Source organism: Bradyrhizobium sp. CCBAU 11430 (genome assembly GCF_028128855.1).
In the GTDB taxonomy this organism is placed as follows: domain Bacteria; phylum Pseudomonadota; class Alphaproteobacteria; order Rhizobiales; family Xanthobacteraceae; genus Bradyrhizobium; species Bradyrhizobium ottawaense.
This window is the reverse complement of sequence record NZ_LBJV01000071.1, coordinates 303,423-325,613: the sequence shown is the minus strand read 5'-3', so window position 1 is coordinate 325,613 and position 22,191 is coordinate 303,423. Positions and strand designations below refer to the sequence as shown.

Here is a 22,191-nt window from a genome sequence, read left to right as displayed (position 1 = left end):
GAGGCGCGGGCAGGGCGGGTCGTCCCTGTGAGCCCGAAACCGCGTGCAGACGAGCGACGCTGAACGCGTACGGCAAAACCGTGTGGTCCTGGCCGTCGTTGCTACGGTCAAGTCCTGCGAGGGTGCGAGCGAGCCCAACCGGGCAGGCTGCATCATCCAATTCGCGGGGCGAGGGAGGCCAGAGGGAACTCGGCTCCCGGGAGAGCACGGCATAAGCCGTCCGACCACCGCGCAGGGAAGGCCGAGTGATCGGCACCACCTGTATGCTGCTGTGCGGTTCTTCCTGCGTGCGCTTTTCGCGCAGCGGACCGCGGGTGCGAGCTGGCACCCGGCCTTCCCTGCGCCCTCTTGGCTATGAGGGTGGCGAGATCAAGCAAAGCTCGGGCGAAATCCGCCGCGAGGACGAGAAGGCATGTCCGCGACTTGAGCTGTGTGCCACAATCTCGATCTCGTAGGGTGGGCAAAGCGCAGCGTGCCCACGCCTTGTTGCTCATGGAGGGAGATCGTGGGCACGGCGCTACGCGCCTTTGCCCACCCTACGGCACTGCAGCTGGGATGTGCATTGGAGCATCGCGATGCCGCCTCATACTCGGCATTGAGGGGCTCTTGCGACGAAGCAATCCAGAGTCTTTCCGAGGAGGGATTCTGGATTGCTTCCGCCTTCGCCGAGGCTTCGGCGGACAAGTCGCGGCGCTTGCAACGACGCCGTGAAGAAAACGCATCAAACAAAAAGCCGCAGCTTCGGTTCTGACCCGGTCAGAACCGAAGCCGAAGCTGTCGACGGATCCGTGCTTACTGCTTGATCTTCCCGTCCTTGTCGAACTGCGCGACATAGGCCCAGAGATTGTTGATCTCGGTCTCGTTCTTGATGCCGGCGAACGCCATCTTGGTGCCGGGGATCTTGGCCTTGGGGTCCTTGATGTATTCCTTGAACACGGCCTCGTCCCAGGTGATGCCGGAATTCTTGTTCGCGTCCGTGTAGCTGTAGCCCTCGACCGTGCCCGACTTGCGGCCGTTGAGACCGTTGAGCTCGGGGCCGACCTTGTTCTTGGCGCCTTCGCCGATCGCGTGGCAGGCCAGGCATTTGTTGAACGATGTCTTGCCGGCCGCGACATCCTGCGCCATCGCGGCGGGTGCGGTGGCAATCATGGTGAGGATCGTCAGTGCGCCAAAAGTCAGTTTTGTCATCGGATGCTCTTCGTCTCTTCCCTGGTGGGTCTGGCCTGGTCAGTCTCTCGCCGGATCGGCAATCGCCCGACCTGCCGGTTTTGGCAGGCCTGCTCGGCTTGGACAAGCCACCAAACCATGACAGGTTTCATGATTTCCGACTTGTCCCAGAGCGAACTGGCGAAAGATGGCCGATCCGACTTTCGGATGGCCTACCCAAACACCCGCGGACGTGATTGATTTGCCGAGACAAATTGATCGTGCGGCGTGAGCCGGAAAGATATGCCATGAAGGATTTGATATGGCCATCATGATGCCTGCGAGCGACCAGGCGGTGCTCGCGCGCCGCGCCGAGATCGTTGCTGCATTGCGCGCGATCGTGCCCGGCGAGGGCATGATCGATACGCCTGCCGAGATGCGGGCCTATGAATCCGACGGGCTGACGGCCTATCGGCAGCCGCCGATGGTCGTGGTGCTGCCCGATACGACCGAGCAGGTCTCGCTGATCCTGAAATATTGTGCAGGGCAAGGTATCAAGGTGGTGCCGCGCGGCTCCGGCACATCGCTATCAGGCGGGGCGCTGCCGCTCGAAGACGGCGTGCTGCTGGGGCTCGGCAAGTTCAAGCGCATCCGCGAGATCGATTTCGACAATCGCGTCGTCGTCACCGAGCCCGGCGTCACCAACCTCGCCATCAGCCAGGCGGTCGCCCATGCCGGCTTCTATTACGCGCCCGACCCGTCCTCGCAGATCGCCTGCTCGATCGGCGGCAATGTCGCGGAGAATTCCGGCGGCGTGCACTGCCTCAAATACGGCATGACCACCAACAACGTGCTCGGTTGCGAGATCGTGCTGATGAGCGGCGAGATCCTGCGCATCGGCGGCAAGGGGTGCGAGAACCCGGGCTACGATTTGATGGGCGTCATCACCGGCTCGGAAGGGCTGCTCGGCGTCATCACCGAGGTCACGGTGCGCATCCTGCAGAAGCCGGAGACGGCGCGCGCCTTGATGGTCGGCTTCGCCGAGGTCGAGGCCGCCGGCGAATGCGTGGCGCGGATCATCGGCGCCGGCATCATCCCCGGCGGCATGGAGATGATGGACAAGCCGGCGATCCACGCCGCCGAGGCCTTCGTCCATGCCGGCTATCCGCTCGATGTCGAAGCGCTGCTCATCATCGAGCTCGACGGCCCCAAGATCGAGGTCGACGAGCTGATCACGCGGGTCGAGACCATTGCACGAGGCTGCGGCTCGGTAACGCTGCAGATCTCCAATTCGGAAGCCGAGCGCAATCTGTTCTGGGCCGGCCGCAAGGCCGCGTTCCCGGCGGTGGGGCGCATCTCGCCCGACTATCTCTGCATGGACGGCACAATTCCCCGCGGCGCGCTGCCGAAGGCGCTGGCGCGCATCCGCGAGCTCGGCGAAAAATACCAGCTCGGCTGCGCCAACGTGTTCCACGCCGGTGACGGCAATCTGCACCCACTGATCCTCTACGATGCCAACAAGCCCGGCGAGATCGAGCGCGCCGAAGCCTTCGGCGCCGATATCCTGCGCGCCTGCGTCGAGTTCGGCGGCGTGCTCACCGGCGAGCACGGCGTCGGCATCGAGAAGCGCGACCTGATGCCCGACATGTTCAGCGAGATCGACCTCAACCAGCAGCAACGGCTGAAATGCGCCTTCGATTCGCAAGGCCTGCTCAATCCCGGAAAGGTATTTCCGACCCTGCACCGCTGCGCCGAGCTCGGCCGCATGCATGTGCATGCCGGCAAGCTGGCGTTTCCTGATTTGCCGCGGTTCTAGCGTCGGTCGCTGCGCCTCGCTGCAACGCGCCAAATTTGCTTTCCGTTCTAAACTTGGATACCGGCTGAGTCGTGGATACGCTTAAGGTCAGAGACGCCAAAGACGTCGAAGAAGTGGTGCGCGCGGCGATTGCCAATGAGCAGCCGCTCGAGATCATCGGTCATGGCTCCAAGCGCGGCATCGGCCATGCCATGGCGACCAACGCCGTGCTCGACCTCTCCGCGCTGAACGCCGTCACTTCCTACGAGCCGAACGAGCTGATCATCACACTCCAGGCCGGTGCGCCGCTGGGCGACGTGCTGTCGCTGATCGACGCCAAGAACCAGCAATTCGCGTTCGAGCCGATAAACACGGCGCCGCTGCTCGGCACGCCCGTATCAGGGACCATCGGCGGCATGATCGCGGCCGGGCTCGCCGGTCCGCGGCGGATCAGGGCGGGCGGGGCGCGCGACCATTTGCTCGGGGCGCACGCCGTCTCGGGCTTCGGGGACAGCTTCAAGACCGGCGGCAAAGTGGTGAAGAACGTCACCGGCTACGACCTCTGCAAGTTGCTCGCGGGGTCATGGGGCACGCTGTCTGTCATGACTGAGGTTACGCTGAAGGTGATGCCCAAGCCCGAGGCCGAGCGGACGCTGCTGCTAAGCGGCCTCGACGATGCCGCCGCCAACAAGGCGATGACCGCGGCGCTCGGCTCGCCCTTCGACGTCTCCGGTGCGGCGCACCTGCCGAAATCGGCGTTCCGGGCCAAGACCGACGGGCTTGGCGATCTCGCAGGCCAAGGCGAGGCCCTGACCGTGCTGCGGCTCGAGGGTATCACGGCCTCGGCCGTCCATCGCGCTGGCTCACTGCGCGAATTGCTGGCGCCGTTCGGAACCGCGACTCTAATCGAGGACGCGGCGTCGGCCGCGCTGTGGGCCACCATCCGCGACGTGCTGCCGTTCGCGGCCAGCGGCGCGCTCGGCGCCTGGCCGGTCTGGCGGATCGTCTGCCCGCCGGCCTCAGGCGCTGCGCTCGGCACGCAATTGGTGCGGGATACGGGGGGCGATGTGATCTATGATTGGGGCGGCGGGCTGATCTGGGCGGCACTGCCGCCGCAGGGCGACGCGCATGCTCCGGCGGTGCGGATGCGTGCCAACGCCGTCGGCGGCCACGCAACGCTGATCCGGGCGGCCGAGGATGTCAGGCGCGATGTCGACGTCTTTCATCCGCAGGCGCCGGGCATTACCGCCCTGAGCGAGCGGGTGCGCGCCAGTTTCGATCCAAAGGCCGTTCTCAACCGGGGCCGCTTGAGCCGAGGCGCTGTGGCATGAAGACCGAATTCTCACTCGCCCAGCTTGCCGATCCGGACATCGCGGAAGCCGACAAGATCCTGCGTGCCTGCGTCCATTGCGGCTTCTGCACCGCAACCTGTCCGACCTATGTGCTGCTCGGCGACGAGCTCGATAGCCCGCGCGGCCGCATCTATCTGATCAAGGAGATGCTGGAGAAGGACCAGACGCCGACGGCGGAAGTGGTCAAGCATGTCGACCGCTGCCTGTCGTGCCTGGCCTGCATGACGACTTGCCCCTCGGGGGTGAACTACATGCATCTCGTCGACCAGGCCCGGGTCAGGATCGAGCAGCGTTATGAGCGGCCTCTGGCTGAGCGGCTGCTGCGTCAGGTGCTGGCTTTCGTCCTGCCCGACCCGCAGCGCTTTCGCATGAGCATGGTGCTGGCGCGGGTGGCCCGTCCGCTTGCCGTTTTCCTGCCGACGCCGCGGCCCTCGGCGACGCCCGGCCTGATCCAGCGCATCAAGGCGATGCTGGCGCTGGCCCCGCACCGGCTGCCGCCGCCGGGCCCCGCCGCCGGCAGTGTGTTCGCGGCGCTCGGCAAGAAGCGCGGCCGGGTCGCGCTGCTCCAGGGCTGCGCCCAGCAGGTCCTGGCGCCGCGCATCAACCAGGCGGCCATCAGTCTTCTCACCCGCCATGGCGTCGAGGTTGTCCTGGTCCGGGACGAACAGTGCTGCGGCGCGCTGACCCATCACCTCGGCAACGATCAGGATGCATTGGCGCGGGCGCGAGCCAACGTCGCGGCGTGGCGGAAGGAAGCGGCCGGTGAGGGGCTCGACGCCATCCTGGTGACGGCGTCCGGCTGCGGCACAGTGATCAAGGACTACGGCTATCTGCTGCGCGAGGATGCTGCGTTCGCCGCCGATGCGGCGAAGGTGTCCGCGCTCGCCAAGGACATCACCGAATACATCGCCGGCCTCGCACTCGAGCCGACTGCGCGACAGGACAACATCGTCGTCGCCTATCACTCGGCGTGTTCGTTGCAGCATGGGCAGAAAATCACGGGCCTTCCGAAAGAATTGCTTTCCAAGAATGGATTCGTGGTGAAAGATGTACCGGAGAGCCATTTGTGTTGCGGTTCGGCGGGGACCTACAACATTCTCCAGCCCGAGCTTGCGGGCCGGTTGCGCGATCGCAAGGTCGCCAACATCGCGAGCGTCAAGCCGGACATGATTGCCGCGGGCAATATCGGCTGCATGGTGCAGATTGCCAGTGGCACGTCAGTTCCGGTCGTACACACGATTGAGCTTCTCGATTGGGCTACGGGCGGGTCGCGGCCGGCATTGAACGCGCAAGTTTGAGCTTTCAAGCCTGAGCTTTCCTCCGGAGGCGACGGTAGAACGACGCCCGATCGACCATTGTTCGTCGACAACAGGAGGACCACGATGGCGAAAGCGAAGAAGAAAAAAAGCAAGAAGGCCAAAAAGGCGAAGAAGGCTGTAGCGGCGAAGAAATCCGCGAAGAAGGCAGCCAAGAAGTCCGCGAAGAAATCTGCCAAAAAATCCACGAAGAAAGCTGGCAAGAAAGCTTCGAAGAAGGCCGCTCCAAAGAAGGCCGCCAAGAAGGCTGTGAAGAAGGCAGCCAGGAAAGCAGCCAAGCCGGCTGCACCGAAGAAGGCCGCGAAGAAAGCGGCACCGAAGAAGGCGAAGGCAGCTCCCGCGCCGAAGCCGTCAGCGCCGTCGCCAGCTCCGGCTCCCGAGCCGGCCGCCGAGACGAGCTGGGCGATGCCTTCGTCTTCTGCGGAAGCGGCACCGGCCGAGGGACAAGGCTAGGTCCCATCCAGCGACCGCGATCGCCAACAACAGGGAAGGCCGCTGCGGTGACGCTGCGGCCTTTTTGCATCGCCGCAGGGCCTCCGGAAGTCTTCCGTTCACGGCGCCTGTTTGATTCGTCGCCCGGATGCCACGCTAGCCGCCTTCCCCGTACTTGCACGGGTCCTGCCGTGCCCTTTGGAATCCAAATAATGTGATCGAGAAGACACACAGGCTGACAACCTTTCGCGGAATCGTCAAAACGCCCAAAAAGTCGGCAGATGCCCGTGATTTTTGCTTCACGGTCCCCATCCCTCAATCCAGATTGTCGCAGTAACGCAATTTTGCAGACAGGTCGTTTGCCCCGGGGGGCCTCCGGGATCCGACTGGGTAAGAACTGGCGATGGGGATCGAAATGAAAAAAGTGGCTTTGTTGGCAACGGCGCTGGCAATGGTGACGACGGGTTCGGCTTTCGCGGCAGACTTGCGCGTGAAGGCATTGAAGGCCCCCCCGCCGCCCGCCTTCGATCCCTGGGATATCGCCTTCGGCGGTGCGGTCATGAGCGACTACATCTTCCGCGGTATCACCCAGTCGAACCACAAGCCGTCGGTCTCGGCCTATTTCGAGCCGCGCTACAACGTCACCAAGGACCTCCAGCTCTATGTCGGCGTGGCCGGTGAGAGCATCTCCTTCCCGAACCGCGCCGCAGCCGAGATCGACGTCTACGGTGGTATCCGCCCGACCTTCGGTGCGTTCGCCTTCGACATCGGCGTCTGGGGTTACCTGTATCCGGGTGGGACCTGCTATTACGGCGCGCCGATCGACACCGCCGGCAACGCGCTCAGCGCGCAGTGCGCCGCGAACGCCCTGCTCAACGGCAACGTGATGAAGAAGGACGTCAGCTTCTTCGAAGTCTACGGCAAGGTGAACTACACCATCAACGACAACTGGAGCGTCGGCCTGAACGAGTACTACACGCCGAGCTTCCTGAACTCCGGTGCGTGGGGCGACTACGTGTCGATCACCGCCAAGTACACCGCTCCGAGCACCATTTTCGGCTCCAGTGGCGTCGGCATGTATGTGTCGGGTGAGTTCGGCCGCCAGTTCCTCGGCACGTCCGACTCGTTCTACGGCACGGGCTTCGCCGCGCCGGGCTTCGCCGGTCCGTTCCCGAACGGCATCAAGTACGCCGACTACAACACCTGGAATATCGGCGTCGGCTTCACCTACAAGGTCTTCACGCTCGACCTGCGTTACTCCGACACCGACCTGTCGAAGGCGAACTGCAACGCGTTCACCAGCGACTATACGGCGACCGCCAACGGCAGCTTCAGCAACATCAATCCCACCGGCGTCGGCTCCAACTGGTGCGGCGCGGCCGGCATCGCCAAGCTCTCGTTCGACCTGACGGCGATGACCAACCTGAAGTAAGTTTCTTCCCGAGACCATTTGCGAGGGCGGCAGAGCAATCTGCCGCCCTTTTGCTTTATGGGGTGCGGGTGCCCAGCCTTGGTCGTCCGAGACGCCGGCCGGCCTCTCAGCGCGCCGCGGTCGGCTCCGCCCGGGCCGGCTCGACGGCTTTACCGAGGACGTGGATCTCGCCGTCCTCCACCAATGCCACCTTCCGGGTGTGGAAGGCGTCGAGCGTCGAGCGATGGCCGATCGAGACGATGGTGGCCTGCGGCAGCTTCTCCGTCAGCAGCCGATAGAGCCGGTCCTCGGACGGCTCGTCCAGCGAGGCGGTCGCTTCGTCGAGGAAGAGATAGTCCGGCATGTGCAGCAGCGCACGAGCAAGCCCAAGGCGTTGCTGTTCGCCGAGCGACAATGTCCGGTTCCAGTGGCCGTGCTCGTCGAGCCGGTCCGCCAGTCGCGGCAGGCCGACGGCTATCAAGGCATCGCGGATCTTCTCGGGCGGGACCGAGCCGTGCTCGGTCGGGTAGATGACGGCGTCGCCAAGCGCGCCGATCGGGAAATACGGCCGCTGCGGCAGCATCATCAGCTTCGCCGTCTCGGGAATGGCGATCGTGCCGGTGCCGAACGGCCAGACGCCGGCAATGGCCCGGAACAGTGTCGACTTGCCGGAGCCCGACGGGCCGGTCACCAGCACCCGCTCCGAGGGCTGGATCGTGAAGGCATCGGCTGCGACCAGAGGCGCGCCGTTCGGCAGTTTGACGAGCAATTGCTCGAGCGCGATTGCCTTGCCGTTCGATGGTGCGATGTCGATGGTCGGTTCGAGCGCCGCGCCGTGGGCGGCGGAGCTGACCGACATCTCGAAGCCATCGAGGCGGGCGATCACCGCGCGCCACTCTGCGAGCGAGCGATAGGCGGTGACGAAGAACGACAGCGCATCCTGCACGCTGCCGAACGCCGAGCCGGTCTGCATCATGTCGCCGAGCTGGATGCGCTTGGCGAAGTAGGCAGGCGCCACCACCACATAGGGAAAGAGCGTCGCCGCCTGACCGTAGCTTGCCGTGAAGGCGGTCAGGCGCTTGGTCCGTCCCATGATCTCGTACCAATTGCCGATGACGAAGCCGAAGCGCCGCAGGAGATGCCCCCGCTCCGCGTTCTCGCCTTTCAGAAGGGCGATCTGCTCGGAATTTTCGCGCACGCGGATCAGGTTGAAGCGGAAGTCGGCCTCAAAGCGCTGCTGCTCGAAATTGAGATTGATGAGCGGGGCGCCGATCCAGTGGGTCAGCGCGGTACCGACGATCGCGTAGGCCAGTGCGCACCAGACCAGAAAACCGGGCACGAGGATATCGGTGCCGTAAATGTACAAGGGTGCCTTGTAGGACAGGCCCCAGAGGATGACGACGAACGAGGCGAGCGTCACGATCGACGACAAAAGGCCTAGGCCGATGGTCAGCGTTTGCTCGACGAAATTCTTGACGTCCTCGGTGATACGCTGGTCCGGATTGTCGGCGGCATCGCCCCTGAGCTGCATGCGGTAATGGGTGGCGCCCTCGAGCCATTCGCCGAGATAGTGTTGCGTCAGCCATTGCCGCCAGCGGATCTGGAGCCACTGGTTCAGGTAGAGCTTGTAGACGGCCAAAGCGACGAAGGTGAAGGCAAGCCCAAGGAAGATCCAGACCTCCTTGACGAATTCGGGCAGATCGTAGGCCTGCAGGGCGCTGTAGAACCGGTTCTGCCACTGATTGAGCAGCACGTTGATCGCGACCAGCACCAGCTCCATCGCGACGACGACGGCGAGCAGGCCGCGGCCGGCCCACTTGTCCTCCGACCGGAAATAGGGGACGGCGATTCGCCAGACGATCGCGAGCGTGGCGCTGAGGTTCTTCACAGAGCAGAATCTCCTAGGGGGATGTGCACAACGGCCCGGAGCCAAAGGCTTGAGGTAATGGCGGAAATGGGCGCGCTTAGACTAAAGTCGCAAGTGCTGCAATTTGCGTTGGCTTGTCGCAGCTTGCAACCCTAGCATGGGGCTCGACGGCGCGGGGTGGGGTGCTCTGGGATTTCGCGAGCTTGTGAGCGGGACGGGAACCGCCGCATTCGCGAGGAATTCGCGTCCAGCTCGGGGGTTATCGCTTCCAGCGTCAAGCAGGATCGGCTCTCCACGCGGGCCGTCTGCCGCAAACATGCGTGGGGGAGGAAGACCATGTGGAATCAAGTCTATGATCCGCTGCACAGTCCGGTGCTGTCGACGATTGCGGCGGCGGTGCCCGTCGTCACGCTGCTGGTCCTGATCGCGAGCGGCCGCGTCCAGGCGCATATCGCGGCGGTCATCGCCGTGATCGTGGCCAATTTGATCACGATCTTCGTCTTCACCATGCCGGCGAACATGTCGATCCGTGCCTCGGTGCTGGGCATCGTGACCGGCTTTTTCCCGATCGGCTGGATCGTGCTCAATGTCATCTTCCTCTACCAGGTGACGGTGAGCACGGGACGCTTCGAATTGCTCAAGCGCGCCATCGGCGGCGTCACCGAGGACCGGCGGCTGCAATTGCTGCTGATCGCCTTCTCTTTCGGCGCGTTCTTCGAGGGCGCCTCGGGCTTCGGCACGCCGGTCGCCATCACCGGCGCCGTGCTGATCGGCCTCGGCTTCTCGCCGCTCGCGGCGTCCGGCCTGTCGCTGATCGCCAACACCGCGCCGGTCGCCTATGGCGCGCTGGGCACGCCGATCCAGGGCCTTGCCTCGGTCACCGGGCTCGATCCCTACATCCTCGGCGCGATGGTCGGCCGGCAATTGCCGGTCTTCTCGCTGATCGTGCCGTTCTGGGTGGTGTGGGCGTTCGCGGGCTGGAAGGGCATGAAGGATGTCTGGCCGGCAATCCTGGTCACCGGCGTGTCGTTCGCGATTCCGCAATTCGTGATCTCGAACTTCATCAACCCCTGGATCGTCGACATCGGCGCGTCGCTGATCTCGATGGGCGCGCTGATCCTGTTCCTCAAAGTCTGGCAGCCCAGGCAGCTCTGGCTGTCGCCGGCGCTGCGCGGCCGCGATGAATCGGCAGCCACCATGGCGGCGGCCAAACCGCTCGACAAGACGCCGCTGACGCAGAGCGAACTGTTCGGCGCGCTGCTGCCGTGGATCATCGTCTGCATCGTGATGCTGATCTGGGGTAACGGGGCGTTCAAGGCCTGGGCGAATTCGATCTTCGTCTGGAACTATCCCGTGCCCGAGCTGCACCAGATGATCAACAAGATGCCGCCGGTCGCGCCAGGGCCGACGAAAGAGAGCGCCGTGTTCGGCTTCACCTACCTGTCCTTCACCGGCACGGGCATGCTGATCGCGGCGATCATCTCCGGTGTCCTGATGGGCGTCGGTCCCGGCAAGCTCGTGACCGAGTACGGTCGTACCATCCGGCTCTGTGCGATCTCGCTGATTACGATCTCGGCGATGCTGGCGATCGGCACCTTGACGCGGCTCTCCGGCGTCGACGCGACGCTCGGCCTCGCCTTCGCCGCAACCGGCGTGCTCTATCCCTTCTTCGGAACGCTGCTCGGCTGGTTGGGCGTGGCGCTGACGGGATCTGACACCGCCTCCAACGTGCTGTTCGGCAATCTGCAGAAGATCACCTCCGAGCAGCTCGGCCTGTCGCCGGTCCTGATGGCCGCGGCGAACTCGTCCGGCGGCGTGATGGGCAAGATGATCGACGCGCAGTCGATCGTGGTCGCCTCCACTGCCACCAACTGGTACGGGCACGAGGGCACGATCCTGCGCTTCGTGTTCTGGCACTCGATCGTGCTGGCCTGTCTCGTCGGCGTGCTCGTGACGTTGCAGGCCTATGTCTGGCCGTTCACGGCAATGGTCCTGAAGTAGCAGGCCAACTCCGGCTCGAACGCAAATCCCCGCGAGGTTCCGCCCCGCGGGGATTTTTGCGCCCAATCAAATCTCATCGCGCTCCAGGTTGAGCGAACCTTCTCATTGGCGCCGCCGTCTTATAGAAGGTGCGGCAAATCAGGTCGGACGAGAGGTCTCATGGTTTCGCTCAGGCGATTGGTGTGTGCTGCGGTTGCAATGCTAGCGATGTCCATTGTCGCGCGTGCCGAGGACGGTTTCCCGTTCGGCACCGAGATGACGCTGGAAGCGCTGCCGCAAGCAGGCTCGAAGCGAATTCCGAACATCGAAATCGGCGACCATGGCGAGGTCGTGCTCGAGCTCTGGTGCAAGGGCGGCAAGGGCCAGTTCTCGGTCGCCGGCAACACCGTGATCTTCGTCCCCGGTCAGATCCAGGATCGCTCCTGCCCGCCGGCAAGGGCGCAGGCCGACGACGATCTGGTCGCAGCACTGAGCAGCGTCGAGACCTGGAAGCGTCAGGGCGACGTGCTGACGCTGATCGGCCCCAAGCCGCTGCGCTTCAGGACGACGGGGAATTAGCTCCGCTCTCGTGTCCCGGACAAGGCGCGTCGCGCAAGCGATGCGCCGCAGAGCCGGGACCCAGATTTTCTATCGGCAAATTCGTGTGTGGCCTCTGGGCCCCGGCTCGTAGCGCTTCGCGCCATAGCGCGTCGAAGACGCGCGTAAACGCGCTTGTGTCGTCCGGGGCACGATAGTTCAGCGCGCCTACTTCCACACCGACTTGTCGGCATCCCAGCGCTGGCCCTTGAGCTCCTTGGCAAGCGCCTCGACCGAACCGTTGTCGTCGGGCTGCTCGCCTTCCTCGTCGACCGACGTGTCGTCGGAGAGATTGAGCTTGGCGCCGCTGCTCTCGTCGGCGGTCGTCGTCGCGGGGCTGCCGATCCACAGCATGAGCTTGTCGGTCGCGCCCGGCTTGTCGGGCGAGACGAGCCCTGCGACCTCGATCGTGTCGGTGAGATCGAGCGCGGGGAAATCCGGGTTCGGCCGCTTGAAGACCAGCTTGAGCTTGCCCGTGACGGGGTTGAAGCTTTGCGAGACCGGCTTTGCCGCGAGCGTCCGGCTCAAAACGTTCGAGACGGCGGCCGCGAGCTTGTCCTTGCTGATCTTGTCGCCCTCGCGCCAGTCGGCTGCGGCGAAGCGGATGGTGCGGTCCATCTCGGTCATGCCCGCGGTCCAGCCCGCGGCGGTGACGCCCGGCGTCGCCTTGAATTTCGCCAGCAGCGCGCCGGCGCGCTCGGGATCGACCGACATGTTGATGGTCTGCTCGCCTGCGCGCAGCGCATCGCAGCCGACCGTGAGGCTCGCCAGCGTCACCTCGACCGCCTGGCCCTTCAGGCTCTTCAGGAAGTCGGTTGCAGCGTCGAGCTTGACCTTGACCGCGATCGCCTCCGGCGAGACGTCGGTGAAATCCTTCGGCTGCGGCGTGATGCCGTCGTCGGAGGTCTGGTTGTCCTGAAATTCCTTCTCGCTGAGATCGGAATTGTCGGGCGAGGTCACCTCGGTCACGACCTGGCCAATGCTGATCTGGCCGCGGAATTCGAAGGTGTCGCCGCTCTGCTTGCGCAGCAGCTTGACGCTGACGGGCGCCTTCTCGCTGATGCTCTGCGCGGTGCCGGTCAGGGTCTGGCCCGCGACCTGGAGATTGACGACGAAGCGGTCCTTGCGGTCGGAATTCTTTGCGACGGGATAGCAGACGTCGAGCACGGCCGCCGTCACCGTCTTGCCCTGGCGCGTCTCCTTCAGGATCACGTCGGCATTGCCGTCCATCAGCCCGTCGATCGAGGTGAAATAGCGTGTCTCGGGGCCACCGGGCGTCGTGGCCTTCGGCGACAGCTTCATCTGGGCGGATGCGGAATGCGGAGAAGCTGCAAGCAGAGCCAAAAGGGCTGTCGAACAAACCAGAAGCGCACGCATCGATGAAATCCTCGCGCAACGGGCATGATCCGGAAAGTGTGAAGCGGTTTTCCGAGAGGATCATGCCCAAACAATTCGAATCGGCGCGTCACCGTAGTGGGTTTTGGCCGTCGGTTGAATCGGAAAGCGGAGGGGCAGGGTCGGCAAAAAAGAAGGCCGCCCGGAGGCGGCCTTCGCAACATTGTAACGGAACGGAGGCTTAGAAGCCGCCCATGCCGCCGCCGCCGGGCATCGCGGGCGAGGCTTCCTTCTTCGGCGTTTCGGCGACCATGGCCTCGGTGGTGACCAGCAGGCCGGCCACGGAGGAGGCGTCCTGGAGCGCGGTGCGCACCACCTTGGCGGGATCGATGATGCCCTTCTCGATCATGTCGACATAGTCCTCGGTCTGGGCGTCGAAGCCGAAGGTCTCGGACTTGTTCTCCAGGATCTTGCCGACCACGATCGAGCCTTCCACGCCGGCGTTTTCCGAGATCTGGCGGATCGGAGCCTCGAGCGCCTTCAGCACGATGTTGATGCCGGCCTGGACGTCGGCATTGGCGTTGGTGAGACGGCCGACCGCCTTCTTGGCGCGCAGCAGCGTGACGCCGCCGCCGGGGACGATGCCTTCCTGCACCGCGGCGCGGGTGGCGTTGAGGGCGTCCTCGACGCGGTCCTTCTTCTCCTTGACCTCGATCTCGGTAGCACCGCCGACGCGGATCACCGCGACGCCGCCGGCCAGCTTGGCGAGACGCTCCTGGAGCTTCTCACGGTCGTAGTCCGAGGTGGTCTCCTCGATCTGCGCCTTGATCTGGCCGACACGGGCCTCGATGTCCGGCTTCTTGCCGGCGCCCTTGACGATCGTGGTGTTCTCCTTGTCGATCACGACCTTGCCGGCGCGGCCCAGCATCTTCACCGTGACGTTCTCGAGCTTCATGCCGAGGTCTTCGGAAATGAGCTGGCCACCGGTGAGGATGGCGAGGTCCTCGAGCATGGCCTTGCGGCGATCGCCGAAGCCCGGCGCCTTGACGGCGGCGACCTTGAGGCCGCCGCGGAGGCGGTTGACGACCAGGGTGGCCAGCGCCTCGCCCTCGACGTCTTCGGCGATGATGACGAGCGGCTTGCCCGACTGCACCACGGCTTCCAGCACCGGAAGCATGGCCTGCAGGCCCGAAAGCTTCTTCTCGTGCAGGAGGATGTAGGCATCCTCGAGCTCGGCGGTCATCTTCTCGGGGTTGGTGACGAAGTAGGGGCTGAGATAGCCGCGGTCGAACTTCATGCCCTCGACGATGTCGACTTCGGTGTCGAGCGACTTGTTCTCTTCGACGGTGATGACGCCTTCGTTGCCGACCTTCTGCATCGCCTGGGCGATCATCTTGCCGATGGCGGCATCGCCGTTGGCCGAGATGGTGCCGACCTGGGCGACCTCGGAGGAGGCGGCGACGGGCTTGGCCCGCTTCTCGATGTCCTTGATGACGGAAGCGACCGCGATGTCGATGCCGCGCTTGAGGTCCATGGGGTTCATGCCGGCGGCAACCGCCTTGGCGCCTTCGCGCACGATGGCCTGGGCCAACACGGTGGCGGTGGTGGTGCCGTCGCCGGCGAGGTCGTTGGTCTTGGAGGCGACCTCACGCACCATCTGGGCGCCCATGTTCTCGAACTTGTCCTCGAGCTCGATCTCCTTGGCGACGGTGACGCCGTCCTTGGTGATGCGGGGGGCGCCGAAGCTCTTCTCGATGACGACGTTGCGGCCCTTCGGGCCGAGCGTCACCTTGACGGCGTTGGCGAGAACGTCGACGCCGCGCAGCATGCGATCGCGCGCGTCTCCGGAAAACTTGACGTCTTTGGCAGCCATTTTAGCAATCCCTCGTGTTTGGTGATGTGTCTGCCGCACGCCCGTCGCATCAATTCCGGGATTCGTGGACCGAACCCGGCGGAATGATGGATGCCCGGACCGCCTGGATCCGGGCATGACATTCAGCGGCTGTTCAGGCGGATGGCCTTAGGCCAGTACGCCCATGATGTCCGACTCCTTCATGATCAGGAGCTCTTCGTTGTCGATCTTGACCTCGGTGCCCGACCATTTGCCGAACAGCACGCGGTCGCCGACCTTGAGGTCGATCGGGGTCAGCTTGCCGGTCTCGTCACGGCCGCCGGGGCCGACGGCGACGACCTCGCCCTGGGAGGGCTTTTCCTTGGCGCTGTCCGGAATGATGATGCCGCCCTTGGTCTTTTCCTCGGCGTCGATACGTTTGACCACGACACGGTCATGCAGCGGACGAAATTTGGATTTAGCCATGACGTTTCCCTTTGGAGGCTCGCTTCGGAAGTAATGGAAGTGGGTGGGGCGGCGCTTCCGTCCATCCCCCTATCCCGAGGATCGAACGGCGTGCTTAGCAATCGGGCTTTCCGAGTGCTAATAGTGGGCCCGGAAATATGGCTTGGCCGCGATCCTGTCAAGCAAAGGTGGTTAAGCGATTGGTGAGGCGGATATAGGATGGTGGCACTGGAAACTTGTTCGGGGCGCCGACGTATTAAAGGACGTCATTGCTCCGGCAGCGGTTTTGCGCTTGGCTGCAGGAGGGGTGCGGCCATGGTCTTGTTCGGGGGAATGCCATGATCAGTTCAGCTCACGCGCGCACGGTTGCCAATCTGGCCGCCGCCTCTTGTCTGGCGCTGCTGCTGGGCGCCTGCGGCGGCGGCATGAGCCTGCCGTCCTTCTCGTCGTCCTCGCCGCCGCCCGAAGCCGAGCCGGGCGTCGCGCCCGAAATGCCTGCGACCATTCGCGGCGACGAGATCGTCGGCCGCTGGGGCCTCGCCTCGTTCCAGAACCCGGCCGACCGCGCCCGCACCGAGGCCGCCGCCCGGGCCCAGTGCAAAAATCCCTACGTGATCACCGCCGGCTCCTCCGGCGGCGTGATCATGCATCTGGCCGACCAGGCAACGCCCCAGGAGCTGCGGCTTAAGGGCTCGCCGAGCGGCAAGAACTACATCGGACCGGCGGGTCCGACCCCCGGCGAGCAGGACCGCGAAATCATCTCCTTCGACGGCCGCGTCCTGATCACCCGCTTCATCGACAAGGACGCCGCCACCCGCTACGGCAACATGGTCTACGTCCGCTGCGCGCCGCGGGCGTGATGTTCGTCTTCCGTCATGCCGGGGCGCGCGAAGCGCGAACTATGGTGCGCACTCGCGCACCTGAGAATCTCGATGTGGTGAGCTTCCTGCCTTAAATCTCCGGATTCCGGGTCCGGCTCTGTCGAGCCGCCCCGGAATGACGGGCTGGGCCAAAAACAAAAACGCCGGCTCTCGCCGGCGTTTTGTTTTTCGCTATGCCGCGTCCGCTCAGTCGAACAGCGCGTCGATGTCGTCCTGCGAGGCGTGGCCGACGTCGCCGGCGAGCTTGGGGCCGTTGAGAAGCTTGTCGTCCTCGCTGCGATTGTCGACCTGCGGCACGACGTGGGACTTGATCGCGTCGACGCCGCCCCAGATCTCCATCATCGCATTGATGTGCTGCTCGATGAACTTCATCGTGCCCATCACCTTGCTGATGCGCTGGCCGGTCAGGTCCTGGAAGTTGCAGGCCTCGAAGATCGAGATGACGCGTTCCTGGATGTCGTCGGCGAGCCGCTTCTGCTGGTCGATCGAGTCCACCTTGGACATTGCGCTGGCGGCCTGGTCGATCGACTCCGCGGCCTCGAGGATCTGCTGGGTCGCCTGCTCGGTGCCGCCGACCACCGCGCCGAGCTCGCCATTGACCTTGGCCATTTCGCCGCCGTCAAAGCTCTTGCCGTGCAGTGTCGCGATTTCGCGCTTGGTGCGGTCGATGGCATCATGGATGAGGTCGAGCTCGACCTTCAGCTTTTCGCACTGCTCGATCTGGGCCCGATAGGTCTCGAGCATGGTCCGAGCCTCGGAGAGCTCGTGGGCGGTGGAGGCGTCGATCGCCGCCATGGCTGCGCTGCCGGACAAGGGCAAGGGCGCGGTGCCTTTCGCCATCTGTGCACGGATCGCACGTAGCTCGGCCATGATCTCGCTATGCATCGGGATTGCCTCTTCAGTTACGTCCAAAATCGGCATCTCGCCACCAGCGATATCCTCGACGCGAAAACGTTTGCGGTGAACAGCCATCTGGATACTCCCCCCACCTCACTCACGCGTCTTTGTAGGCAGAAGCGATTTAACACGAAGTTCACGGCAGGAACTGTTGTGCGGCTGCGCGCGACGGCGCGCAAAGAAGCGATTAACCATGGGCGCGCGGCGTTCATCGAAAATAAACGCTGATCGCCAAATTGCCCCGCTGCTGACGACGTGGTGAATCCAAACGCCGCTTCTGTTTACCAAACAAAACGGCTTTTGCTTTTTATTGACCACGTCGGGGGCGCGGACCAGCCATCAGCTCTCCACGGCGCATGTGATCTAGACGAAACAGTACAGAGTACGTCGATGTTCAAGAAAATGTCTGTCGCGCTGCTCGGCAGCGCTTGCACCTTCATTGCCGGCGCAAACAGTGCCAGCGCCTTCGACAATTCGGTGCCGAACGATCCGCCCGCGGTGCTCTACCAGCCGCAGGTGCCGCCGGCGCCGGTGCGCGTCGCCTCCAATGCGAACATGGGCGGCGGCTTCATCGAGTTCCTGTTCGGCGACGGTCCCGGCCGCGGTCCGGCCTACGCGCCGCAGCAGCCGGTCTATCAACAGCAGCCCGGCTATTACGACCAGCGCCGCCTGCCGCCGATGGGCGAGCCGCAGATGCAGGGTGGATATCAGCAAGGCGCGGTTCAGCAGGAGACGGCCGACCCGCGGCAGCGTCAGTTTGATCCAAGGTTCGAGAAGCAATCTGTTGACTATAGCGGCAAGGAAAGTCCCGGCACCATCGTGGTCGATACCCCGAACAAATTCCTCTATCTCGTCGAGGGCAACGGCAGGGCGATGCGCTACGGCATTGGCGTCGGGCGTCCCGGCTTCACCTGGTCCGGCGTGAAGGCGATCACAGCCAAGCGCGAATGGCCGGACTGGACGCCGCCGGCCGAAATGATCGCGCGCCGTCCCGATTTGCCCCGGCACATGGAAGGCGGTCCGGAGAACCCGCTCGGCGCCCGCGCGATGTATCTGGGCTCGACGCTGTACCGCATCCACGGCTCCAACGAGCCCTGGACCATCGGCACCAACGTCTCCTCCGGCTGCATCCGCATGCGCAACGAAGACGTCATCGACCTCTACGGCCGCGTCAATGTCGGCACGAAGGTCGTGGTGATGTAGCCCAGCGCGCGCTGCGAGCCGTCAACTCCGCGTGTCGCGCCGGCTCGCGACGCGCGGCATCGAAGGCGTTGCGCGCCGCCGGCGTACGTCCTCCGGCCAAGGTCCAAAGCGCGATGCGATCAGGATGAATCGTCATCGCGCTTCAGGTTGTTGTTTAAGCATGATCTTTTCGGAAAACCGCTGCGCACTTTTTCCGGATCATGCTTTAGGCTGGCCGACGATGCCGCCTCGAACCGAGACGAGGGGCAACAGAGCAGCGACGACGAGTTGATGAATGGGAAAGCGATGCGCGAACGGAGCGTTTCAACCGCCGCGCCGACAGCTCTGCCTTCTTGAGGCGCTCGTGCAGTCCCTCCAACTCCGACAACTCGGTGATGAGATGAGTTGTCACGTTGGTCAGGGTTGCGATGCGCTGCTGAAGTGGACTCATTTTTAAAACCCCGACTATAACCAAGAGAGGCAACCACATTGGTGTGTGGCATGAGCAACGTGTTCTTCCAGTTGAACACCCATGTCCGAATTTGGAAATCCGGGAGTCTACGGTCGCACGCGTCAGACGGCGATTTGATTTGTCATGGTGAATTCAGGCGCGTCGGGTAACGTTCAGCTCAGTCCAATGGCGCTGCGCATTAGTCATATTATATCGAGCGTCCTCTCTCCTTGCCGTGGCACAAAAGACGCTCGAGCCCATGCTCTAAAGAAAACGGCCGCCGAGAGGCGGCCGTCCGCATCTTTCGGACGAATTGCTCACGCGTAATCGCTGCCGCCATCGTCGTCGCCGCCGAAATCGCTGTCGTCGGCTACGTCCATATTGCCGTCGTCGTTGTTGTCGCCGTAGTTCTGGTCGTTGTCGTTACGATCGTTGTTCGCCTGGTCGGAGAAGCTCTGGCGGGACTCCCGGTTCGAGCCGATGTCGTTGAGGCCGGCATCGCGCGCGAGCGAGCCGCCGGACTGGTCGCTGCCGCCCCAAGGACTTCCACCAGCGCTGCGGTCGCCGAGGGCGTTGGTGTCGCCAAAGGCCTGCTGATGCGATCCGCCCATCATGCCGCGGATGCTCGAGAGCAGCAGCGAGCCGCCGACGACGCCGGCCGCAGCTGCCGCCGCGGTGCCGAGGAACGAGCCGCCGCCACCGCCCATCGGCGGTGCGCCATAACCCTGGCCCGGGGCCTGACCTGGACCTTGGCCGTAAGGCGGCTGACCGTAGCCCGGCTGTGTCTGCTGCATCGCTCCGCCGCTGTTCCAGACCGGCCGCGTGTCACGCGGCGGCACGTTCGGAACCGAGCCGCGCGAGGGGCCTCCGCCGAACAAGGTATCGCGCATGGTGTCGAGGAAGCCGCCGGACTGCGCCTGCTCGGGCGCATGGGCCGCTTCCAGCTCCTGGATGCGGTTATGGGCGCGCTTCAGCGCTTCGTCCTGCAGCAGCGTGGTCTGCACCAGCGCATAGATCGCGCCGGGTGCCTTGCGCAGCCCGTCCGAGATCGCGGCGATCGCGTCGGGATCGCGCGGTGCGTTTTCCAGTTTCGAAAGCCGGTCGAAAAGGTCGTCGACGAGCTGGCGTTCCTGCGGCGTCATGATCAGTCTCCCTCGCGCAAAACAAGCGCGAAGCAGATGTAGGGTTCCATTGTGGCCCCAACAGTGCCGGCCGGATTAAATTTCGGTATGCGACAAGCTGCCCCGCGGCTTGCTGTCCGCCGGTGTCATCCCAGCGTGGCGCCGCTGTCCGCCAGCAGACGCGCGAAGGCGTCGCCCGCCAGATAGGCGTGCTCGCGTTCGCGGACATCCGTCATCGGATCGAGGCCGGCGAGGACATCGTCGACGAAGCCGGGGTGGCACATCACGAGGCCGCCATCCGGCAAGCCTTCCAGGAATTGCCGCATCAGCTCGCCAAAATCGGCCGCCCGCGTGAAGTCATAGGCGCCGGCAAAGCCCGGGTTGAAGCTGAGCCCCGCGCTGCCGGCACGGCGGCGGAATTGCGCGCTGAGGACGTCGAGCACGATGGCCTTGGGTGAGGCCAGCCGCTGCTTGAGCGGCAGGTCGCGGCCGCCCTGGCGCACCCAGGCGTTCGGCGCGCCTTCGCGGACCGCATCGACGAAGCCGTCGCGCACCTGCGGATAGAGCTGCACATGCTGATGGCCGTCGACGAAGTCAGGCGCGCGCCCGAACGCTTCGGCGAAGGCGGCGAGCTGCGCCTTCACCTCGTTGCGGAAGAATTCGCGGTCGAGCCGCCGCAAAATGCCCGCGCGCAGCAGCTTCGGAAACGGCATGAACATGTCGCCGTCGAGCGGGCGGAAATGCATGGTGAGGGGACGGAACGGCGCCGACAGCGTCACGTGCAATCCGATCGCGCAGCGCGGGCTCGTCTTCGCCGAGGCCTGAAGCGCCTCGACCTCGCTGCGCGCGATTGCGGGCCCCACCATCATCACCGAGGTGGCGTTGAGGCGGCCGCGTTCGATCAGGTCGCGGATGGCGCGGTTGACGCCCGGGCTGATGCCGTAATCGTCGGCACAGAGCCAGATCCGCCGCAGACCCGCGGCCGCGCTCATTCGGCCGCCGTCCTCTTCGCGGCGTCGCTCGAAGCGTCCTGCGCCGCTTCGAAGTGCTTTTCACTATGCTCGGCGACGAAGTAGATCGGGCGCGCCTTCAGCTCGGAGAGGATCTTGCCGATATATTCGCCGACGATGCCGATCATGATGAGCTGCACGCCGCCGATCGTCATCAGGCCGATCACGAGCGAGGGATAGCCGGGCACCTGCTTGCCGGTCGTGAACACCTCCCAGAGGATCGAAAGGCCGAACAGGAAGGCGCCCCCGGCGAGAATGACGCCGAGCAGGCTGGCGAAGCGCAGGGGTGCCACCGAAAACGAGGTCAGGCCCTCGATCGACAGGCCGAGCAGGCTCGCGGCGTTGAAGGTGGTGACGCCATGGGCGCGCGCGGACGGCTCGTAGTCGACCCGGATCTGGCGGAAGCCGATCCAGCTGGCGAGGCCCTTGAAGAACCGGTTGCGCTCGGGCAGCTGCCTGAGCGCTGTGACCGCGCGCGGCGACAGCAGGCGGAAGTCGCCGGCGTCCTCGGGAATCTTCTGCCGTGCCCCCCAATTGATCAGCGCGTAGAAACCGTGCACGGCGACCCGGCGCAGGAAGGTCTCGTTGTCGCGATGCGCCTTGGCGGTGTAGACGACGTCATAGCCGTCATCGATCCAGTGCCGCACCAGCTGCTCGATCAGGGCCGGCGGATGCTGGCCGTCGCCGTCCATGAACATGACGGCGCCCAGCCGGGCATGGTCGAGGCCGGCCATCAGCGCCGCTTCCTTGCCGAAATTGCGCGACAGCGACACCACCTGGACGTCGATCGCGTCGGCCGGCAGCGCGCGGGCGATCGCCAGCGTCGCATCCTTGCTGCCGTCGTCGACATAGACGACCTCGCAAGCCAGCCGATAGCGCTCCCGCAAGGTTTTTGCCAGATCGCAGATGCGCTGGTGCAGGGCGGCGAGGCCCGCCGCCTCGTTGTAGACGGGGACGACGATCGACAGTCCCTTCGCCGCGGCGGTGCCTGCGGTCGTCGTCATGCCGGAAACGTCGGAGCCCAGCGTCATCGATCAAGTTCCAGAAGCGTTCAAAGTCATCTTAACAGCATATGGTAGCTGCCGTTTGCTGTCGCAAAGCTGAACGGAAAAGCCGAACGGC

At 64.5% G+C, this 22,191-nt stretch carries 20 protein-coding genes; 11 read left to right on the top strand and 9 right to left on the bottom strand.

Annotated features, from left to right (window positions below; translation table 11 throughout):
* Window positions 1-245: 245 nt before the first annotated feature.
* A complete protein-coding gene (locus tag XI04_RS32810) occupies window positions 246-455 on the top strand; it encodes a hypothetical protein (RefSeq protein ID WP_212429181.1) in 210 nt (69 codons plus the stop codon).
* Between the two features lie 50 nt (window positions 456-505).
* Entirely contained in the window at window positions 506-751 is a 246-nt protein-coding gene (locus XI04_RS32805) for a hypothetical protein (protein WP_271623885.1), read from the top strand.
* A 41-nt stretch (window positions 752-792) separates the two neighbouring features.
* Here XI04_RS32805 and cycA read toward each other — a convergent pair whose 3' ends face one another.
* Window positions 793-1,188, bottom strand: coding sequence for a cytochrome c-550 CycA (cycA, locus tag XI04_RS32800; protein WP_028140083.1), 396 nt, complete (start codon window positions 1,186-1,188; stop codon window positions 793-795).
* Between the two features lie 280 nt (window positions 1,189-1,468).
* Here cycA and XI04_RS32795 point away from each other — a divergent pair, with 280 nt between their 5' ends.
* The 5 genes from XI04_RS32795 (at window position 1,469) to XI04_RS32775 (ending at window position 7,473) form a co-directional block, all read left to right on the top strand.
* Window positions 1,469-2,962: an FAD-linked oxidase C-terminal domain-containing protein gene (locus XI04_RS32795; RefSeq protein WP_271609995.1), complete on the top strand. Its 1,494-nt coding sequence runs from the start codon at window positions 1,469-1,471 to the stop codon at window positions 2,960-2,962.
* 71 nt (window positions 2,963-3,033) lie between these two features.
* Window positions 3,034-4,272, top strand: a complete 1,239-nt coding sequence (locus XI04_RS32790) for an FAD-binding protein (RefSeq protein WP_271609996.1) — start codon at window positions 3,034-3,036, stop codon at window positions 4,270-4,272.
* Entirely contained in the window at window positions 4,269-5,591 is a 1,323-nt protein-coding gene (gene glcF, locus XI04_RS32785; RefSeq protein WP_038947512.1) for a glycolate oxidase subunit GlcF, read from the top strand. The genes XI04_RS32790 and glcF overlap by 4 nt, the downstream gene beginning before the upstream one ends.
* A gap of 84 nt (window positions 5,592-5,675) precedes the next feature.
* A complete protein-coding gene (locus XI04_RS32780) occupies window positions 5,676-6,062 on the top strand; it encodes a hypothetical protein (protein WP_028140087.1) in 387 nt (128 codons plus the stop codon).
* Window positions 6,063-6,456: 394 nt separating this feature from the next.
* The gene (locus XI04_RS32775) at window positions 6,457-7,473 is read left to right on the top strand and encodes a TorF family putative porin (protein ID WP_038947510.1); all 1,017 of its coding nucleotides are present in this window, start codon (window positions 6,457-6,459) and stop codon (window positions 7,471-7,473) included.
* Window positions 7,474-7,579: 106 nt separating this feature from the next.
* Here the strand turns inward: XI04_RS32775 and XI04_RS32770 are convergent, their stop codons facing one another.
* A complete protein-coding gene (locus tag XI04_RS32770; protein ID WP_095424786.1) occupies window positions 7,580-9,340 on the bottom strand; it encodes an ABC transporter ATP-binding protein/permease in 1,761 nt (586 codons plus the stop codon).
* Window positions 9,341-9,655: 315 nt separating this feature from the next.
* On the opposite strand from XI04_RS32770, the gene XI04_RS32765 reads away from it, so the two are divergent.
* Window positions 9,656-11,320, top strand: coding sequence for an L-lactate permease (locus tag XI04_RS32765; RefSeq protein WP_028140090.1), 1,665 nt, complete (start codon window positions 9,656-9,658; stop codon window positions 11,318-11,320).
* Window positions 11,321-11,479: 159 nt separating this feature from the next.
* On the top strand, window positions 11,480-11,878 hold the full coding sequence (locus XI04_RS32760) for an META domain-containing protein (protein ID WP_028140091.1): 399 nt from the start codon (window positions 11,480-11,482) through the stop codon (window positions 11,876-11,878).
* Between the two features lie 186 nt (window positions 11,879-12,064).
* On the opposite strand, the gene XI04_RS32755 is transcribed toward XI04_RS32760, so the two are convergent.
* From XI04_RS32755 to XI04_RS32745, 3 genes are all read right to left on the bottom strand, one after another.
* Window positions 12,065-13,273 (bottom strand): hypothetical protein, encoded by a 1,209-nt coding sequence (locus XI04_RS32755; RefSeq protein WP_271609997.1) that lies wholly within the window; start codon window positions 13,271-13,273, stop codon window positions 12,065-12,067.
* A 199-nt stretch (window positions 13,274-13,472) separates the two neighbouring features.
* Window positions 13,473-15,104 carry a chaperonin GroEL gene (gene groL, locus XI04_RS32750; protein WP_038974643.1) on the bottom strand — a complete coding sequence of 544 codons (1,632 nt, stop codon included), beginning with the start codon at window positions 15,102-15,104 and terminating at the stop codon, window positions 13,473-13,475.
* Window positions 15,105-15,251: 147 nt separating this feature from the next.
* The gene (locus XI04_RS32745) at window positions 15,252-15,548 is read right to left on the bottom strand and encodes a co-chaperone GroES (RefSeq protein ID WP_018321905.1); all 297 of its coding nucleotides are present in this window, start codon (window positions 15,546-15,548) and stop codon (window positions 15,252-15,254) included.
* Between the two features lie 317 nt (window positions 15,549-15,865).
* Between XI04_RS32745 and XI04_RS32740 the strand changes: the two genes are divergently transcribed.
* Window positions 15,866-16,387, top strand: coding sequence for a hypothetical protein (locus tag XI04_RS32740; RefSeq protein WP_028140096.1), 522 nt, complete (start codon window positions 15,866-15,868; stop codon window positions 16,385-16,387).
* Window positions 16,388-16,594: 207 nt separating this feature from the next.
* Here the strand turns inward: XI04_RS32740 and XI04_RS32735 are convergent, their stop codons facing one another.
* The gene (locus tag XI04_RS32735) at window positions 16,595-17,380 is read right to left on the bottom strand and encodes a protein phosphatase CheZ (protein WP_028140097.1); all 786 of its coding nucleotides are present in this window, start codon (window positions 17,378-17,380) and stop codon (window positions 16,595-16,597) included.
* Between the two features lie 315 nt (window positions 17,381-17,695).
* Between XI04_RS32735 and XI04_RS32730 the strand changes: the two genes are divergently transcribed.
* Window positions 17,696-18,508 (top strand): L,D-transpeptidase, encoded by an 813-nt coding sequence (locus XI04_RS32730; protein ID WP_028140098.1) that lies wholly within the window; start codon window positions 17,696-17,698, stop codon window positions 18,506-18,508.
* A gap of 747 nt (window positions 18,509-19,255) precedes the next feature.
* Here XI04_RS32730 and XI04_RS32725 read toward each other — a convergent pair.
* The 3 genes from XI04_RS32725 to XI04_RS32715 all read right to left on the bottom strand — a co-directional run bounded on the left by XI04_RS32725 (window position 19,256) and on the right by XI04_RS32715 (window position 22,100).
* Window positions 19,256-20,080, bottom strand: a complete 825-nt coding sequence (locus XI04_RS32725; RefSeq protein WP_038971167.1) for a DUF2076 domain-containing protein — start codon at window positions 20,078-20,080, stop codon at window positions 19,256-19,258.
* 125 nt (window positions 20,081-20,205) lie between these two features.
* The gene (locus XI04_RS32720) at window positions 20,206-21,051 is read right to left on the bottom strand and encodes a ChbG/HpnK family deacetylase (protein ID WP_028140100.1); all 846 of its coding nucleotides are present in this window, start codon (window positions 21,049-21,051) and stop codon (window positions 20,206-20,208) included.
* Entirely contained in the window at window positions 21,048-22,100 is a 1,053-nt protein-coding gene (locus XI04_RS32715) for a glycosyltransferase family 2 protein (RefSeq protein ID WP_028140101.1), read from the bottom strand. The genes XI04_RS32720 and XI04_RS32715 overlap by 4 nt, the downstream gene beginning before the upstream one ends.
* Window positions 22,101-22,191: the final 91 nt, after the last annotated feature.

Coding starts and splice junctions, on each gene's coding strand:
- cycA (WP_028140083.1), bottom strand. CDS start 1,188: ATGACAAAACTGACTTTTGGCGCACTGACGATCCTCACCATGATTGCC.
- XI04_RS32795 (WP_271609995.1), top strand. CDS start 1,469: ATGGCCATCATGATGCCTGCGAGCGACCAGGCGGTGCTCGCGCGCCGC.
- glcF (WP_038947512.1), top strand. CDS start 4,269: ATGAAGACCGAATTCTCACTCGCCCAGCTTGCCGATCCGGACATCGCG.
- XI04_RS32780 (WP_028140087.1), top strand. CDS start 5,676: ATGGCGAAAGCGAAGAAGAAAAAAAGCAAGAAGGCCAAAAAGGCGAAG.
- XI04_RS32775 (WP_038947510.1), top strand. CDS start 6,457: ATGAAAAAAGTGGCTTTGTTGGCAACGGCGCTGGCAATGGTGACGACG.
- XI04_RS32765 (WP_028140090.1), top strand. CDS start 9,656: ATGTGGAATCAAGTCTATGATCCGCTGCACAGTCCGGTGCTGTCGACG.
- XI04_RS32760 (WP_028140091.1), top strand. CDS start 11,480: ATGGTTTCGCTCAGGCGATTGGTGTGTGCTGCGGTTGCAATGCTAGCG.
- XI04_RS32755 (WP_271609997.1), bottom strand. CDS start 13,273: ATGCGTGCGCTTCTGGTTTGTTCGACAGCCCTTTTGGCTCTGCTTGCA.
- groL (WP_038974643.1), bottom strand. CDS start 15,104: ATGGCTGCCAAAGACGTCAAGTTTTCCGGAGACGCGCGCGATCGCATG.
- XI04_RS32745 (WP_018321905.1), bottom strand. CDS start 15,548: ATGGCTAAATCCAAATTTCGTCCGCTGCATGACCGTGTCGTGGTCAAA.
- XI04_RS32740 (WP_028140096.1), top strand. CDS start 15,866: ATGATCAGTTCAGCTCACGCGCGCACGGTTGCCAATCTGGCCGCCGCC.
- XI04_RS32735 (WP_028140097.1), bottom strand. CDS start 17,380: ATGGCTGTTCACCGCAAACGTTTTCGCGTCGAGGATATCGCTGGTGGC.
- XI04_RS32730 (WP_028140098.1), top strand. CDS start 17,696: ATGTTCAAGAAAATGTCTGTCGCGCTGCTCGGCAGCGCTTGCACCTTC.
- XI04_RS32725 (WP_038971167.1), bottom strand. CDS start 20,080: ATGACGCCGCAGGAACGCCAGCTCGTCGACGACCTTTTCGACCGGCTT.
- XI04_RS32720 (WP_028140100.1), bottom strand. CDS start 21,051: ATGAGCGCGGCCGCGGGTCTGCGGCGGATCTGGCTCTGTGCCGACGAT.
- XI04_RS32715 (WP_028140101.1), bottom strand. CDS start 22,100: ATGACGCTGGGCTCCGACGTTTCCGGCATGACGACGACCGCAGGCACC.